At 61.1% G+C, this 16171-nt stretch carries 11 protein-coding genes; 9 read left to right on the plus strand and 2 right to left on the minus strand.

Annotated features, from left to right (window positions below; translation table 11 throughout):
• Window positions 1-15 precede the first annotated feature (15 nt).
• Together JTJ32_RS22845 and pmrG are read right to left on the minus strand one after the other, a co-directional pair.
• Complete coding sequence (locus tag JTJ32_RS22845) at window positions 16-885, minus strand: phosphatase PAP2 family protein (RefSeq protein WP_210043377.1); 870 nt, start codon at window positions 883-885, stop codon at window positions 16-18.
• Entirely contained in the window at window positions 852-1463 is a 612-nt protein-coding gene (gene pmrG / locus JTJ32_RS22850) for a lipopolysaccharide core heptose(II)-phosphate phosphatase PmrG (protein WP_236059415.1), read from the minus strand. The genes JTJ32_RS22845 and pmrG overlap by 34 nt, the downstream gene beginning before the upstream one ends.
• Window positions 1464-1899: 436 nt before the next feature.
• Between pmrG and JTJ32_RS22855 the strand changes: the two genes are divergently transcribed.
• The 9 genes from JTJ32_RS22855 to JTJ32_RS22895 all read left to right on the plus strand — a co-directional run bounded on the left by JTJ32_RS22855 (window position 1900) and on the right by JTJ32_RS22895 (window position 16115).
• The gene (locus JTJ32_RS22855) at window positions 1900-4731 is read left to right on the plus strand and encodes a TonB-dependent receptor (protein ID WP_210043381.1); all 2832 of its coding nucleotides are present in this window, start codon (window positions 1900-1902) and stop codon (window positions 4729-4731) included.
• 49 nt (window positions 4732-4780) lie between these two features.
• Window positions 4781-7597 carry a M16 family metallopeptidase gene (locus JTJ32_RS22860; RefSeq protein WP_210043383.1) on the plus strand — a complete coding sequence of 939 codons (2817 nt, stop codon included), beginning with the start codon at window positions 4781-4783 and terminating at the stop codon, window positions 7595-7597.
• The gene (locus JTJ32_RS22865; RefSeq protein WP_210043385.1) at window positions 7594-9279 is read left to right on the plus strand and encodes an ABC transporter ATP-binding protein/permease; all 1686 of its coding nucleotides are present in this window, start codon (window positions 7594-7596) and stop codon (window positions 9277-9279) included. The genes JTJ32_RS22860 and JTJ32_RS22865 overlap by 4 nt, the downstream gene beginning before the upstream one ends.
• Window positions 9280-9627: 348 nt before the next feature.
• Window positions 9628-10782: a mandelate racemase family protein gene (locus tag JTJ32_RS22870; protein WP_210043387.1), complete on the plus strand. Its 1155-nt coding sequence runs from the start codon at window positions 9628-9630 to the stop codon at window positions 10780-10782.
• A gap of 91 nt (window positions 10783-10873) precedes the next feature.
• Complete coding sequence (locus JTJ32_RS22875) at window positions 10874-12496, plus strand: ABC transporter substrate-binding protein (protein WP_210043389.1); 1623 nt, start codon at window positions 10874-10876, stop codon at window positions 12494-12496.
• A gap of 41 nt (window positions 12497-12537) precedes the next feature.
• Complete coding sequence (locus JTJ32_RS22880) at window positions 12538-13575, plus strand: ABC transporter permease (protein ID WP_210043390.1); 1038 nt, start codon at window positions 12538-12540, stop codon at window positions 13573-13575.
• Window positions 13575-14480, plus strand: a complete 906-nt coding sequence (locus JTJ32_RS22885) for an ABC transporter permease (protein WP_025993532.1) — start codon at window positions 13575-13577, stop codon at window positions 14478-14480. The genes JTJ32_RS22880 and JTJ32_RS22885 overlap by 1 nt, the downstream gene beginning before the upstream one ends.
• Before the next feature lie 20 nt (window positions 14481-14500).
• A complete protein-coding gene (locus tag JTJ32_RS22890; RefSeq protein WP_004881922.1) occupies window positions 14501-15340 on the plus strand; it encodes an ABC transporter ATP-binding protein in 840 nt (279 codons plus the stop codon).
• Window positions 15341-15350: 10 nt separating this feature from the next.
• Window positions 15351-16115 carry an ABC transporter ATP-binding protein gene (locus JTJ32_RS22895; RefSeq protein WP_210043391.1) on the plus strand — a complete coding sequence of 255 codons (765 nt, stop codon included), beginning with the start codon at window positions 15351-15353 and terminating at the stop codon, window positions 16113-16115.
• The last annotated feature ends 56 nt before the right edge of the window (window positions 16116-16171 follow it).

Below are 16171 nucleotides of genomic sequence, written 5' to 3' on the forward strand. Positions count from 1 at the left end.
GCAGCGTTCCTGTCCCTACCTGACCCATCCGGAACCTGCCATGGCAGGCTGGCGAACAGGCGCATCCGACAAGGGCTGCTGCAACCGCGAGCGGCCATAGAAACACAGCGCAACCAGCAGCGTGCTCAACCACACCACGAGCCCGGCCCAGAAAGTGTGCGACATGAAGTGCCAGCCCTGCAGCACCCGGGTGGTGCCATAGATCGTGCCCAGCAGCAGGATCGCGACCAGCAGGCGCTTCGAATGCTGCCAGCGATAGCGACGGGCGACGAAGTACAGGGCCAACAGGCTGAACCCGCTTGATGCATGACCACCTGGCCAGCAACGCCCTGCCCCTGCCTCATGCCACAGGTTGAAATTGCGAAACCATTCCACCTGAGCCTGCACCCCGCCATACAGCGTGGTTTCCACCGGGCAATAGATACTGGTGTGGCTCTTGAGGAAATGGATCATCCCGGTGCTCAACGCAAACGCGACGACCACGAACAGGAAGTCCAGCCGATGCCGACTGAAGAATTGCAACGCAGTTGCGCCACGGCTGCGGCCGACCCAGCGCGTCAAACGGGAATCTGGACGGTACTGCAGCGCGGGCCAGACGAACGACAGCAAGGTACCTATGATCGCAAACTCACCCGTCCAGTTCGGAATGATCCGTGCCCAGTTATGGGTAATCTTTTCGAACAGATGACTTTCCCCGAGGGGGAAATGGCCGGCTACCGGATCGTAGAGCAGGTTGCTGAGCATGATGTCCAGGCGGGTCAGATCGAAGGTGGCGAACACCACCAGACCGAACACTAAAGGAAACACCAGATTGTTGCGGTAGAAGGTGTAACGGGCGCTGGACGGTGTCTTCAATTCAGTTGCTCGCTGTCGATATCTGCCCATTGCCTGGCATTCAGGGATCCAAGGATTTTCGGAGTGTGCGTGCCGTCCACTTGAACGAATACCGCTTCGGCGTAGGCGCTTGAGCGTTCATTGAAGGGCACGCCCAGCTTGCGCTCGAACTGATCGATGCAGCCGCTGTGGGTGACCAGGATCATGTTTTCGCCCTTGACCTTGTGCGCCTGCACGGCGTTCTTGAAATTACCGTTGCAGTCGTTGGGCCACGCCTCGTTGGCGACAGCGTGCCCAGAGATCAGGTCGGCGGTCTGCTGGGTGCGCATTCTCGGGCTAGTGATCATCCGGGCGTTGACGAAACCAAGCCGCTTGAGGCCCGCGCCTACTGCAAGCGCTGCCTCGCTGCCCTTGAGCGTGATGCCCTGCGGGTCGGCCATGCAGGGATTGCTGGACCGATCACAGCGTTCCGCATGCCGAATCATGACCACCACATCGCCCTGCTTCCAGCGCGCATAAAGGCCCGACTTCTTCAACATGCCGCTGCCCCCCAGGTTGACGACGTGGGCTGCCTTGAAAGCGCTGACGCCCCAGCCACCGACTGCAGCGGTGGCCACCACGACGAGCATCAGAGCGATCTGTCGATTGGTCAACAACGGTTTCCCGGTCGTCGACCTGAAGAACCAGGGTCTGGTGATGGACCCGTCTCTGCTGGTTGAACTGCGCGCCACGTGGCCGCTCCTGTACTGGGTATCTGCGTGATGTCAGCTGCGGCCAAGATAGGGTCGGGTTCGTGCGGAAGCGGTGAAGAAGATGTGAAAAAGACGTTGCAGGATGCGCGTGACTGGCAATGCCCTGACGCAGACTTTCAGCCTGCAGGCCACATGCCATAAGGCCTGCATGAACAAATGGGGTTCAACGTGGAATGCCTGCGCGCTGCAGGATGAAAACTATTTAACGTTTTTTCTGAAAATCCCTGTCGCTGTCCCGTCCTTTGACTCGCACATACATTGAGATCAATTCTCATTCAAAGTTTGCGGGCCAAGGCCCGTATAGGGACACGGGATGACACCGAACATTCAGCCATCGCACAACCTGACCACGGCGATCCGCAGGCATTTGAACCATGCCGCGCAACTGAGCGCCCTGAGTCTTTGCTGGGCGATCGGCAGCCAGACCGTCATGGCCAGCACCACGCTGAACGAACGTGAGCCGATCCTGCAAACCCTGCACAGCTTCGATATCTCGGTGCAAAAACTCGACGCGGCATTGATCAGTTTTGGTCAGCAGAGCGGCCTGCAAGTGTCGGTCGATCCCGGCTTGCTGGCCAACCGCTATTCGCAAGCGGTCAAAGGCTCTATGAGCAGCGAGCAGGCACTGAAAAAACTGCTGTCCGGCAGTGGCGTGGACTGGCGCTACGAACAAGGCAGTCTGGCGTTGCGCCTGAGCAGCGGCATGGCCTTCGACAAGCCCATGGAATTGCAGAGCACTGTGGTGCTCGGTCAGCCTGAAGAGAACAGCTTCCAAGGCGAAACGGTCATCGGTCGAAAAGCAATTCAGGCGTTTCCCGGAGCCAACGGCGACATCACCACCTTGCTGCGCATGCACCCCAGCGTGCAGTTCGACAGCAACCAGCAGAGTTCCAACTCGCCGGGCGAGATCGATCCCGCAGACATCAGCATCAACGGCGCGAAGTACTACCAGAATAATTTCATGATCGACGGCATCTCGATCAACAACGACCTGGACCCCGGCGAACATGACTACAACTCGGTTCGTCAGTTCGACTCCGCCCCCAGCCGCTCTCATGGCATCGCGCTGGACGCTGATCTGTTGCAGGAAGTGCGGGTTTACGACAGCAACGTGCCGGCGGAATACGGCGGCTTCAACGGCGGCGTGGTCGATGCGGTGACCCGCAAGCCGACCCGTGAGCTGCACGGCAAGCTGTCGGCGTCCATGACCCGTTCGGCCTGGACCCGGTACCACATCAGCGAGGACGATCAGGCAAACTTCGACAATGCCTCCGACGAGCAATATCAGCCGGATTTCGACAAGACCACCGTGCGCGGGACGCTGGAGGGTCACCTGACCGACGATTTCGGCGCGATTCTCAATTTTTCGCAGAAGCGCTCGACCATCGCCCTCAATGCCTTCGAAAACGGCTACAGCAGCCCCAACGCAGACAACAGCAAGGACCAGACCCGGCGCATCGACAACTATCTGGTCAAGACCTACTGGAACGTCAACGACCGGCTGACCCTCGACACCTCGCTGACCTATGCACCGCAGGAAAGCTATTACTTCCAGGCCAACCGCATCAACTCCGGTTTCACCACTGAAGGCGGCGGGTATCAGGGCTCGCTCAAAGCCACCTGGCTGGCCGACAACGCCACCTGGACCCACAAACTGGCGCTTACCAACCTCACCAGTTCACGGGATGCCGAGTCCGACAGCTACACCAACTGGTACTACTCGCAGGCCAAGAACTGGGGCAATCCGAGCAGCGCTACCGCACGCAGTGCCGACGGCGCGTTCGGCTCTCTGGATCAGACCCAGCGCGGCGTCACCTACAGCACCAAGGCCGACTGGCTGCCCGTGGAACTGGCAGGTACCGAACACACCTTCACCACAGGCATGGAGCTGTCGCACCAGACCGCTACCTGGGAACGCCCCGACACCGTAATTGCAGCCACCGGTTTCACCCGCGACAACGGCACCACCTGCGGCGTCGATGAGCTGTGCTCGGTCAGCCCGCTGCTCAACGGCAACCGACGTCAATACGCCAACCGCAGAACCGAATACGCTGCCGGCAAGCTTGAGGAAACCGAAAACAAGTACGCGTTCTTCATGCAGGACAAGATTCAACTGGGCCCGTTGACCCTGCGTCCCGGCCTGCGTTTCGAAGGCGATGACTACATGGAAAAGAAAACCATCGCCCCGCGCTTTTCCGGTGACTACGACGTGTTCGGTGATCGCAGCACGGTGGTGGTGTTCGGCGCCAACCGCTACTACGGTCGCAACCTGTTCAAGTACCGACTGGCCGACGGTCGCAATTCGCTGCTGACCAGCTACACCCGCACCAGTCAGACCGGTGCCTGGAGCGGTACGCGCCAGAGCAGCCTGACCAGGTTCTCGACGCTGGACATTCCCTACGACGACGAGCTGACCCTGGGCCTGGATCAACGTTGGCTGGACACTGACTTTCGTCTGAAATACGTCAACCGCAAGGGCAAGGACAAGATCAACCGCTCGCTGGGCCGCGTGCAGGGATTGCCGAGCGAACCCGGTTACGCCACCGAGTACTACACCTACACCAACGAAGGCTCCAGCGAGAGCGACAACGTCACACTGAGCATCACGCCGTTGCAGGAACTGAAACTTCAGGGCACCCATACCAGCGTGCAGATGGCCTTTGACTGGTCCCGGACCCGCGATGCCTATGGCAACTACGATGACGCCATCAACTCCGAACTGCTGCTCAACGATGACGTGCTGTACGACGGCAGCCTGATCAAGTACAGCGACCTGCCGGCGGGCAATTTCAACCGGCCATGGACGGCGCGCATGACCACCATCACCGAGATCCCGCAACTGCACCTGACCTGGAGCAACTTCTTCCGTTACCGCGGCCCGTACGACCAGATCGTCAACACCAATGATGACGTGATCATCGATGGCCGAAGCGTCTCGGTCTTCGAGACCGAAAGCGTCAGCGCTGCCCCTACCTGGGACATGCGCGTCGACTGGGAACTGCCGACCGGCAAGGACGAGGCGGTGTTCGTCGCCGTAGACGTTACCAACGTCGCCGACCGGGTCAATTCCATCGTGAGCCGCGGCGGCAACACGACCTATGAAGTCGGGCGCCAGTATTGGCTGGAAGTGGGCTACCGCTTCTGACCACATCCTCTTCGCCCATACCTATAAAACGCTCGAACCGGGATACCTGATGAACACAATAATCATGAGCCTGATCGGCTTGCTGATGCTGGGCGGCTGCGCCCGTGGTCTGGACAGCCAGGAGGCTCAGGTCTGGGATGGCCAGGTCACACGAGGGCAGCTGAGCAACGGCCTGGAATACCGTCTCGTGCGCGAGGCAGGCCAGCCGGGGCGTATCGACATGCGCCTGACCGTCAAGGCCGGTTCAGTGGATGAAGAAGACGATCAAGTGGGCGTCGCGCACATGGTCGAACATTTGAATTTCTACAGCCGTGGCCAGCAATCACAAGATATCCGCAGCCTCATGGACCAGTGGGGCTGGATCCAGGGCCGCAGTTACAACGCCATGACCAGCTACGACCGCACCCAGTACCTTCTGAGCCCGCCGGGCGGCACGGCGCAGACCGAACAGGCGTTGCAAGCGCTGGCAACGCTGACGCTGGCGCAGGATTACACCGCCGAAAACCTCAAACGCGAACGCCCGATCGTCATCGAAGAATGGCGCGGCGGCCTGGGCGTGGCGCAGCGCATGAACGACCAGCGCACCGCGTCGCAACGCATCGGTTCACGCTATCCCGCGCACCGCACCATCGGCAACGAAGCGGCGATCCGCTCGGCACAGATTTCCGATCTGAAGGATTTCCAACAGCGCTGGTACGTGCCGAACAACATGCTGCTGACCGTGGTCGGCGACATCGACCCCGCCACCCTTCCTGCCCGTATCGAGCACTGGTTCGGTGAGGCAAAACCGAAGCTACTTCCCGAAAAAGGCTATCGCGAGTTGCCACTGCAGCCGACGCTGAAGATCGTTCGCTTGCAGGACAGCCAGAGCGGCAGCAATCAGGTCACCCTGTTGTTCCGTCTGCATGAGTCGGCGAGCCGCACTTCGACGCTGGACGGCGTTCGGGAACGCCTGATCGACCGCCTGACCCTGAATGCCTTGCAGGCCCAGTTGCGCCGTCAGCCGCATGAACCGGGCGTACGCAGCCTGACCGTGCAGAAAAGCCTGATCGGCGACCACTCAAGCGTGCTGGGCATCGCCGCCGGTGTCGACGGTCAGAACCACGCTGCGGCGTTGCGGCAATTGTTGAACGAGATCGAACGCCTGCGTCGTCATGGGCTGCAGGCAATGGACCTGGACAAGGAGCGCGAGGCCATCCGGGGTATCGCCAGGCGCATGCTGAGCGAAAACAAGCCGCGCACCTTCGAACAATGGGTGACCGGACTGAACGATGCGGCGACCCAGAACAAAGTATTGTCCAGCAAGCACGACATTGCCTCGCAATACCTGGCAGTGCTGGACACGGTGACGCCTGAGGACATCAATGCGCGCCTGGTGCGCTGGACCGACAATCAGGATCAGGTGCTGCAAATGACGGCGCCCGGCCTGACTCCGCTCGAGCTGCCGGGCGTGAGCGACGTCCGGACGCTCATGGCTCTGGTGCGCAACAGCGAACTGGCTGCACCTGAATCCGCCTCTGTCGTGGCACAAATCGAGACACAGCAGTTACCGGAAATTCCGGCTGCACGCGGCGCCGGAACGATCACCGAGCGCAAGCATTTTGCCCGACAGAACGTCGAGCACTGGCAACTGAGCAACGGCGACAAACTGGTCTGGCTCAAGCGCAACGGCGACAAGGGCCGCTTCGTGATGCAGGCCGACTCAAGCGCAGGCTTCATGACGCCCGAGCTGCCTTACTGGCGCAATCAGATGGCTGCGCAACTGGCGGGGCAAAGCGCGCCGGAAGGCTGGAGCGAGGAGCAGATTCGTCGCTGGCGCAGCGAGTCCGGCACATCGTTGTCGCTAGACCAGCAGGCCGACCGGCTGCAAATCGACGTGACAACGGTGGACGCCAAAAGCGATCTTCCTGCACTGCAACGTTTGCAGGCCTTGCTGCAAACCTACCGCCTTGGCCAGGCCGTCAATATTGAAGCCAGCGCCGTCGAACAGGCGCGGGACGATCTGGCCGACGAGCTCTCACGCAACACGGTCAATGTTCGCGAACAACAGGACAAGGCGTTGCGCGAGCTGCAGTACGGTCCGGAAACCTGGCTCACACCGACCGCGCAAGAGGTTGCTCAGGTTCAGGCCTCACAGCTCAACAGTGACTGGCAGCGTTTGAGTCAGGCTCCGGTGACCTATTACCTGATGGCCGATGTCGAGCCACAGGTGCTACAGCCGTTGATCGAACGCGAGCTGGCGAGTATCCAGCGCGGCGCAGCCCTGAAGCCGCAGGTCCGGGTACAGCGCGACGGTCGACATCAGCAGTCGCTGGCCCTCGGCATCGAGCCGAGGGCCTTGCTGCAAGTCATCACCTTCAAACCTCACCCATGGACACCCGAAGACGCCGCACGTATTTCGGTGCTCCAGGAAATCGCCAGTGCCGCTCTGAAGCGGCAACTACGAGGCGAGGCGTCGGGCGTCTACCGGTTGTCCTTCGACAGCACCTTGAACCAGCAAAGCCAGCGTATCGAAAGTCGTCTGAGTTTCAGCAGTGATCCGGCGCGGGTCGAAGAGCTGTGGCAACTGGCGAACAGGACCCTGTCGTCATTGCCGATCACGGTGAGCGAGAAAGACGCGGCGACAGCGCGCAGTCGTCTCAGGCAACAGGAACGTCTGCGTCAGGATGATCCGCAGACGCAACTGCGTCGTCTGATCCTCAGCGAGCGTCATTGGGGGGATCCACGTTACCTCACCGAACAGGCACGACTGCCTGACGCGCTGACCGTCAAGGCGCTCAAGCGAATGGCTGGCGAGTTGTTCAATGACCGGAATCAGGTGCAACTGCGTCTGTTGCCTGCGCCGGAGGCGACGGCAGGACAATGAATACGCTCAGAACCTTTTACCGTCTGGCTGCACCGTACTGGCTGGATCGCAGGCAGTGGCTGTCCTGGGTGCTGCTGGCCAGCGTCATCGGCCTGGGCCTTCTGGTGGTGCAGGTCAACGTTCTGATCAACACCTGGAGCAAGACCTTCTTCGATGCGCTGGGCGGGTTCAATACTGGGGCGCTGTATGCGCTGATGGGCGAATACGTGATCTACATCGCCGCCTATGTGGTGATCATGGTTTACCTGGAGTGGCTGCGCAAAGCGCTGGTCCTGCGCTGGCGGCGGGCGATGACCGCGAGCACGCTGGAAAACTGGATGCAGGGTCAGGCGTACTACCGACTGGGCCTGACCGGTGAGCCGGACAACCCGGACCAGCGCATCGCCGAAGACATCGCCGTACTGGTCGACCGCAGTGTCGAGCTGCTGGCTTCACTGATCATCAACACCGCGCAGGTCGGCGCCTTTGCCGTGGTGCTGTGGAACCTGTCCGGCGTGCTGACTGTTCAGGTGCTCGGTCAGGACGTTACGATTCACGGCTACCTGCTGTGGATTGCCGTCGCCTACACCTTGCTCGGCACCGCCTTCACGCACGTCATCGGTCGCCCGTTGCAACCGCTGAATTACCAGCAGCAGCGCTACGAAGCGGACTTTCGCGCCAGCCTGCTGCGCAAGCGCGACCATGCCGAACAGATTGCGCTGTATCGCGGTGAAGCGGTCGAACAACGGCAACTGGGCGAACGCTTCGAACACATCGCGGGCAACTGGTGGCAATTGATGAACCGCATGCGCAAGCTGCAGTTCTTCACTGTCAGCTATGACCGGGTCAGCCGGATCATTCCGGTGTTCGCCGCACTCCCCGCCTTTCTCGCCAAGACCATTACGCTGGGTGGTCTGATGCAGATCCGCAACGCATTTCAGTTAGTGCAGGGCTCGCTGAGCTGGTTCATCGACGTGTACCCGCGTCTGGCTGCATGGAGCGCGACGGTCGAGCGGCTTGGCCAGTTCCAGCAGGCCATCGAGGCGACACGCGGTCAGGTTGTCAAACCTGAACAGGGTGCAGTGCTACGCGTTGAGAACCTGGTGATTCATCACGCTGATGGCAGTCATTTGCTGGGCACACTGAACTTCATCGCCGGGCCCGGCCAGTGGTTGCGGATTGCGGGCCGCAGCGGCATCGGTAAATCGACTTTGCTGCGCACGCTGCAAGGATTGTGGCCCTACTACCAGGGCAGTTGGCAATTGCCGGGCGGAAGCAGCCTGTTGATCCCGCAGCAGCCGTACCTGCCCAACCTGCCGTTGCGGCAATTGCTGGCATACCCGGCCACCGAGTGCCCCGCAGACGAGGTGCTCGTGTCGGTGCTGCATCAGGTGGGCCTCGCACAACTGGTCGACAGTCTGGCGCATGAGCGCGAGTGGAGCCGGGAACTGTCCGGCGGCGAACAGCAGCGCATCGGCCTGGCCCGCGCCCTGCTGTGTGCGCCTCAGACGCTGTATCTGGATGAAGCGACCAATCAACTGGACGAACCGAGTGCCTGTCAGTTGCTGGAAACCGTCCGACAGGCACTGCCGAACACACTGATCATCGGCATCAGCCATCAACCCGCTGTTGCCAGACTGTTCTCGCGCACGCTGACGCTTGAGGTGCAAGAGCGGGCACTGGCGCTTTCGGACAACAGATAACCTCCTGGTGATACCTCCCTTCATCAAAGACCCTGTTACCGGCTGAAGAAACGCGATGTTGTGGGAGCGGACAGCGCTACGTCGAAGACGTGGTGAGACTTCCCACAGACCAATGAACGATCAATCTCTTGCACAAAGGTATGACGACTTTTCAGCCGTCATATCACCCAGTAAACCAAGCCTCCTACGCGCCTCCGCCAGTATCATGCCCTATAAACAACGTTTATATCGCATAAAGTCATCATACGACCCTTGACATCGTCCTACAAAAGCACAAATACTCGGCTCAACGTTGTATGACGACATACTAGAAATTTTCAAATAACTACAATAACTTTGAAGGCTCTCATGAACATCACATCGGTCAGTGTCGACGTCTTTACCTTTCCCTCGCGACGCGCTGTAGACAGCGCAGGCCACGCCCATCCCGGCGAAGAAAAACCGGTCAGGATGGCCATGCTGCGTATCGCCTGTGACGACGGCAGCGAAGGCTTCTCCTTCGGCCCGCCAGAACTGATCCGTCCCCACATCATCGAGTCGTTCGTCAAGAAAGTGCTGGTCGGCCAGAACCCGATGAACCGGGAAAAGATCTGGCAGGAACTGGCCCACTGGCAACGTGGCAGCGCCAGCCAGTTCACCGACCGCGCCCTGGCGCTGGTGGAGCAGGCACTGTGGGATCTGGCGGGGCGTGTGCTGAAACAGCCCGTGCACCAACTGCTGGGTGGTTATCGCGACAAGGTGCTGGCGTACGGATCGACCATGTGCGGCGATGACCTGGCAGGCGGCCTGTCCACCCCGGACGAGTACGGCCAGTTCGCCGAGAAACTGGTCCAGCGCGGCTATAAAGGCATCAAGTTGCACACCTGGATGCCCCCGATCTCCTTCGCCCCCGATCCGCGCATGGACGTTCAGGCCTGCGCCGCCGTACGTGAAGCGGTCGGCCCGGACATCGCCCTGATGCTCGACGGCTACCACTGGTATAGCCGCACCGACGCGCTGTACATCGGACGCGAGCTGCAAAAGCTCGACTTCGCCTGGTTCGAAGAGCCGATGATGGAAGATTCCGCGGAATCCTATGCCTGGCTGGCGGCCAACCTGGACATTCCGGTCCTGGGCCCGGAAAGCATCGCTGGCAAATACCACAGTCGTGCCAGCTGGGTGGCCAACAAATCCTGCGACATTCTGCGCGCAGGCGTGGCCGGTGTGGGCGGTATCGGACCCTGCCTGAAAGTCGCGCATCTGGCGGAATCTTTCGGCATGGATTGCGAGGTCCACGGCAACGGTGCCGCCAACCTGGCCGTGGTCGGCGCGATCAGCAACTGTCGATGGTACGAACGCGGCCTGCTGCATCCGTTTCTCGATTACGATGACGTACCGGCGTACCTCAATACGCTGGTCGACCCAATGGACAAGGACGGCTTCGTACACCTTAGCGAGAAGCCCGGGCTGGGTGAGGACATCAACTTCAGCTACATCGAGACCCATACCGTACAACGCTACTGACCGGTGGCGTAACGAGGGGTGCTCGAGGCGCCCCTCGCTAAAGTGTTTCGACAAACAAGCGTCTGAATAACTATAAAAAAGGACCGCACCCATGAAGCTCTGGCCCAAGCGCCTGCCCTGGCTGCTTTGCTTCGCCATGACGGCGACACTCATGCACACCCCGCCCGCTCTGGCACGCGGCGAGACACCGGTGGATCAACTGGTGGTCGGCATGAGCATGATCAACCTGCTGTCACTCGATCCTGCCGGTGCAACCGGACTGGAAGTGGCCGAGGTCAATTCCAACGTCTACGACATGCTGCTGGAGCAGGACGCAGCCAGACCGGACCAGTTGATCCCGGCACTGGCCGAGCGCTGGGAAATCAGTCCCGACCGCATGCGCCTGACCTTTCACTTGCGTGCCGGCGTGACGTTTCATTCCGGCAACCCGCTGACCGCCCAGGATGTCGCCTGGTCGCTGCAACGAGTGGTGACGCTGAACAAGGCACTGGCTTCGACCTGGAAAGCCTACGGCTATACCGGCAGCAATGTCAGTGCGTTGATGCGCGCTGAAGGCCCGTCCACCTTCGTGCTCGATCTGCCCAAAGCCACTGATCCGATGCTGGTACTCAACACCCTGGCGACTTCGCCGAGTGCCTTCATCATCGACCGCGTTACCGCACTGCAGCATGCCAAAGGCGATGATCTGGGCGCAGGCTGGCTGACCACCAATACCGCCGGTTCCGGCGCCTTCAAGCTGGACATCTGGCGTGCCAACGACGTGATCCTGATGAGCCGCTACGACCAGTACTGGCGCGGTCCGGCGAAAATGCGCCGGGTAATCATGCGCAACATGACCGAATCCCAGGCCCTGCGCCTGATGGTCGAGCGTGGAGATCTGGACGTCGCTCGCGGCATGGCTGCCACCGACATCAAGGCCCTGACCCGCTCGGACGAGGTCACGGTACAGACCATTGCGCGCGGCACGATCTATTACGTTGCCCTCAGCATGGAGCAGCCCGTGTTCAAGGACATTCGCGTGCGTCAGGCCATTCGCTCGCTGATCGACTATCAAGGCATCAACAACGTGGTCATGCCGCACTATGGCGTGATCAACCAGCGCCCGCTGCAATTGGGTCTGCCCGCCCGCCTCGACGATCCGGGCTACGCGCTGAATGTCGCGAAAGCCAAACGCCTGCTGGCTGAAGCCGGGTACCCGGATGGTTTCAAGATCACCATCCGCTCGCTCACCGATTCGCCCTTCATCAACATCGCCACCAGCCTGCAGTCGACCCTCGCTCAGGCCGGCATTCACGCCAATATCATTACCGGCACTGGCAACCAGATCTACGGCGCGATGCGTGATCGACGCTTCGACATCCTGGTCGGTCGCGGCGGCGGCGGTGCCGAACGTCATCCCCACTCCAGCCTGCGCGCACTGATCTACAACCCCGACAACCGTGAGGAGGCCAGGCTGAGCAACTTCCAGGGCTGGCGCACCTCGTTCTACGACGCCGAGATCAATCAATTGATCGAGCAGGCCGAGCGCGAGCGCGACGCCGCGCAGCAACTGGCGGATTACCAGCGTATCCAGGCCCTCTACGACCAGAAAGCCGGGCCGATCATGCCGGTGTCGCAGATGACGGACGAGGTGGTGATTCACGCCGACGTGCGCGAATACCTGGGGCATAGCGCCGCCACCACGCGCCTGCGTGACGTCTACAAGCAACGCTGAACACACGCGTTCAATCGCTCAAGCCAAGGCAGGAATACACCATGTCGAGTGCATCGATTTCATTTTGGAGCAGTCGGGTCGCCAACGGCACCCGTCGCAGCGGATCAGTGGCGGCGACCCTGTTCGGCCTGCTTTTGCTCACTTTCTTTATCGGCCGGGTCATGCCGCTGGACCCGGTACTGGCCATCGTCGGACCGGACGCAGACGCGGCCGCCTACGCTCAGGCCTACCAGGAACTGGGCCTGGACAAACCGCTGACCACCCAGTTCGTGATGTACATCAAGGACCTGTTGCACGGTGATCTGGGCAAGGCCCTGCTGACCGGCCACCCGGTAATCGAAGACATCGCCAGGGTGTTCCCGGCCACGCTGGAACTGGCGACCCTGGCTATTCTGTTCGGCGTACTGATCGGCCTGCCACTGGGCGTTTATGCCGCAACGCATCAGGGCCGCGCCGGTGATCATGTCGCCCGGGTCATCACCCTGTTCGGTTACTCAACACCGATCTTCTGGCTCGGCATGATGGCGTTTCTGGTGTTCTACGCCTGGCTCGGCTGGGCCGGCGGCGTAGGACGCATCGGCCTGGCCTACGACGGCCTGATCGAAACCCGCACCGGCCTGCTGCTGATCGATACCGCACTGTCCGGCGACTGGGAGGCGTTTCGCAGTGCGCTGCGTCACATCCTGCTGCCTGCGGTGATTCTGAGCTTCAACTCGGTGGCCTACATCAGCCGTATGACCCGCAGCTTCATGCTTGAACAGCTGTCGCAGGAATACATCATCACCGCCCGGGTAAAAGGCCTGTCGCAACGCCGCATTGTCTGGGGCCATGCATTCCGCAACATTCGCGTGCAGCTGCTGACCATCGTCGCCCTCGCCTACGGCGGTCTGCTGGAAGGTGCGGTGCTGATCGAAACCGTCTTCGCCTGGCCCGGCTTTGGCCAGTACCTGACCAGCAGCCTGTTGCTGGGCGACATGAATGCAGTGATGGCCTGCGTGTTATTGATCGGCCTGATCTTCGTGGTCCTGAACCAGATCAGTGACGCCCTCTACAAAGTCTTCGACCCGAGAACCCGCTGATGACGACTTCCATGACAAGCAGCGCCAAATCGACGTTTCAGGCCCCGACTTCAAGCCTGGCGGCCTTCGCCAATAGCAGCGCAAAGCTGATGCGCTTCCTGCTGCGCAACCCGATGACCCTGGCGGGACTGATCGTGATCAGCACGCTGATGATCGTCGCCCTGTTCGCACCCTGGATCGCGACCCATGATCCGCTGGCACAGGATCTGTCGGCCGCGCTGCGCAGCCCTGGCGCGCAGAACTGGTTCGGCACCGACGAGTACGGCCGTGACGTGTTCAGCCGTCTGGTGTACGGCTCGCGCATCACGCTCTACATCGTGATGCTGGTGACCGTGATCGTCGGCCCCATCGGCCTGCTGATCGGCACGGTGTCGGGCTACTTTGGTGGCTGGGTCGACAGCCTGTTCATGCGCATCACCGACATCTTCATCTCGTTCCCGAGCCTGGTGCTGGCACTGGCCTTCATCGCGGCACTGGGCCCCGGCCTTGAGCATGCGGTGATTGCCATCGCCCTCACCGCCTGGCCACCCATCGCGCGTCTGGCACGGGCCGAAACCCTGTCGCTGCGCAACGCCGATTTCGTCGTCGCAGTGAAGCTGCAAGGCGCCTCGTCGGTGCGGGTCATTGGCCGTCACATCATTCCGATGTGCCTGTCCTCGGTGATCATCCGCCTGACCATGAACATGGCCAGCATCATCCTCACCGCTGCCGCGCTGGGCTTTCTCGGGCTGGGCGCTCAGGCGCCGCTGCCGGAATGGGGCGCGATGATCTCCAGCGGTCGGCGCTACATGCTGGAAAGCTGGTGGCTGGTGGCAGCGCCCGGCGCAACCATCATGCTGGTCAGCCTGGCGTTCAACCTGCTCGGCGACGGCCTGCGCGACGTACTCGATCCACGCAGCGAATGACAATAACAAGGACGATAACCATGTCTCAGATAAAGCTTGCGGTAGAAGATTTGCGGGTCGAGTTCCACAACGCCGGCAAGACCACGGCGGCGGTTCGCGACGTATCGTTCACGCTGGGCCGCGAAAAGCTGGCAATCGTCGGCGAGTCCGGCTCGGGTAAATCCACGGTCGGACGCAGTCTATTGCGCCTGCATCCGGCCAGCGCGCGGATCACTGCCAAAACGCTGCGCTTCGGCGACGTCAATCTGCTCGAATGCAGTGAAAAACAGATCCAGGGCATTCGTGGCCGACGCATGTCGATGATCATGCAGGACCCGAAATACTCACTCAATCCAGTGATCAAGGTCGGCGAGCAGATCGCCGAAGCCTATCTGGCGCATCACCGGGTATCGCGCAAGGAAGCCCGCGAACGCACGCTGGACATGCTCGCCAAGGTCCATATCCGCGAACCGGCCCGGGTCTACGAGCTGTACCCGCACGAGGTGTCGGGCGGCATGGGGCAACGGATCATGATCGCCATGATGGTCATCACCGATCCGCAGGTCATCATCGCCGACGAGCCGACCTCGGCCCTGGACGTGTCGGTACGCCGCCAGGTGCTCAATGTGCTCGAAGAACTGGTCAGCGAGCGGGACCTGGGGCTGATCTTCATCAGCCACGACCTGAACATGGTGCGGCATTTCTGCGACCGCGTGCTGGTGATGTATGCCGGGCGCGTCGTGGAATCACTCAAGGCCGATGAACTGGATCAAGCCTGTCACCCCTATACCCAAGGCCTGCTGGCCGCACTGCCCAGCCTTGATCGCCCGCGCGCCAGCCTGCCGGTATTGCAGCGCGATCCCCTCTGGCTCACTCACTGAGAACGCTCCCATGGCAATGATTGAAGTCAATTCACTGAACCTGAGCTTCGGCACGGGCGCTGCTTTGAATCAGGTGCTGCGCGACGTCAACCTGCAGGTCGAGCAAGGCCAGTCGTTCGGGCTGGTCGGCGAGTCGGGGTCGGGCAAGACCACCGTACTGCGCTGCCTGGCGGGGCAGTATCACCACTGGACCGGCGTCTTGAGCGTGGCGGGCCAGAAAGTCGGCCGCAAGCTCGACGCCAGCCATTACCGCACCGTGCAGATGGTGTTCCAGGACCCCTACGCATCGTTACACCCGCGTCACACCATTGACGCGGCCCTCAAGGAACCGCTGAGCATCCACAAGATCGATCAGCGTGACCGACGCGTCTGCGACGTGCTTAACCGCGTCGGCCTCAACGAGAGTTTCCGCTTCCGTTATCCGCATCAACTGTCCGGCGGCCAGCGCCAGCGCGTTGCGATTGCCAGGGCGCTGATTCTGGAGCCGCGCGTATTGCTGCTGGATGAACCGACCTCGGCACTCGACGTCTCGGTGCAGGCTGAAATCCTCAACCTGCTGGCTGACCTTCGCCAGCAGCAGGGCCTGACCTACCTGATGGTGACCCACGATCTGGGCGTGGTCGCGCACCTGTGCGACCGGGTTGCAGTGATGCAACAGGGTCAGGTCGTGGAAACCCTCGACAGCAGCCAGTTGAGCAACGATCAGGCGCAGCACGACTACTCACGACTGCTGATCCAGGCCAGTCGCGACATGGACGTGCGCCCGAGCGGATGACCGCTGCAGGTCCGCCTACCCCCAAACCTGGCTGACAGCGTGATCCCTGGCCGAAC

Origin of the sequence: Pseudomonas alliivorans (genome assembly GCF_017826695.1) — a bacterium.
GTDB lineage: Bacteria > Pseudomonadota > Gammaproteobacteria > Pseudomonadales > Pseudomonadaceae > Aquipseudomonas > Aquipseudomonas alliivorans.

Bases quoted from the DNA above. Each gene is read 5' to 3' on its own strand.
- JTJ32_RS22845 (WP_210043377.1), bottom strand. From the start codon at position 885: ATGGGCAGATATCGACAGCGAGCAACTGAATTGAAGACACCGTCCAGC.
- pmrG (WP_236059415.1), bottom strand. From the start codon at position 1,463: ATGCTCGTCGTGGTGGCCACCGCTGCAGTCGGTGGCTGGGGCGTCAGC.
- JTJ32_RS22855 (WP_210043381.1), top strand. From the start codon at position 1,900: ATGACACCGAACATTCAGCCATCGCACAACCTGACCACGGCGATCCGC.
- JTJ32_RS22860 (WP_210043383.1), top strand. From the start codon at position 4,781: ATGAACACAATAATCATGAGCCTGATCGGCTTGCTGATGCTGGGCGGC.
- JTJ32_RS22865 (WP_210043385.1), top strand. From the start codon at position 7,594: ATGAATACGCTCAGAACCTTTTACCGTCTGGCTGCACCGTACTGGCTG.
- JTJ32_RS22870 (WP_210043387.1), top strand. From the start codon at position 9,628: ATGAACATCACATCGGTCAGTGTCGACGTCTTTACCTTTCCCTCGCGA.
- JTJ32_RS22875 (WP_210043389.1), top strand. From the start codon at position 10,874: ATGAAGCTCTGGCCCAAGCGCCTGCCCTGGCTGCTTTGCTTCGCCATG.
- JTJ32_RS22880 (WP_210043390.1), top strand. From the start codon at position 12,538: ATGTCGAGTGCATCGATTTCATTTTGGAGCAGTCGGGTCGCCAACGGC.
- JTJ32_RS22885 (WP_025993532.1), top strand. From the start codon at position 13,575: ATGACGACTTCCATGACAAGCAGCGCCAAATCGACGTTTCAGGCCCCG.
- JTJ32_RS22890 (WP_004881922.1), top strand. From the start codon at position 14,501: ATGTCTCAGATAAAGCTTGCGGTAGAAGATTTGCGGGTCGAGTTCCAC.
- JTJ32_RS22895 (WP_210043391.1), top strand. From the start codon at position 15,351: ATGGCAATGATTGAAGTCAATTCACTGAACCTGAGCTTCGGCACGGGC.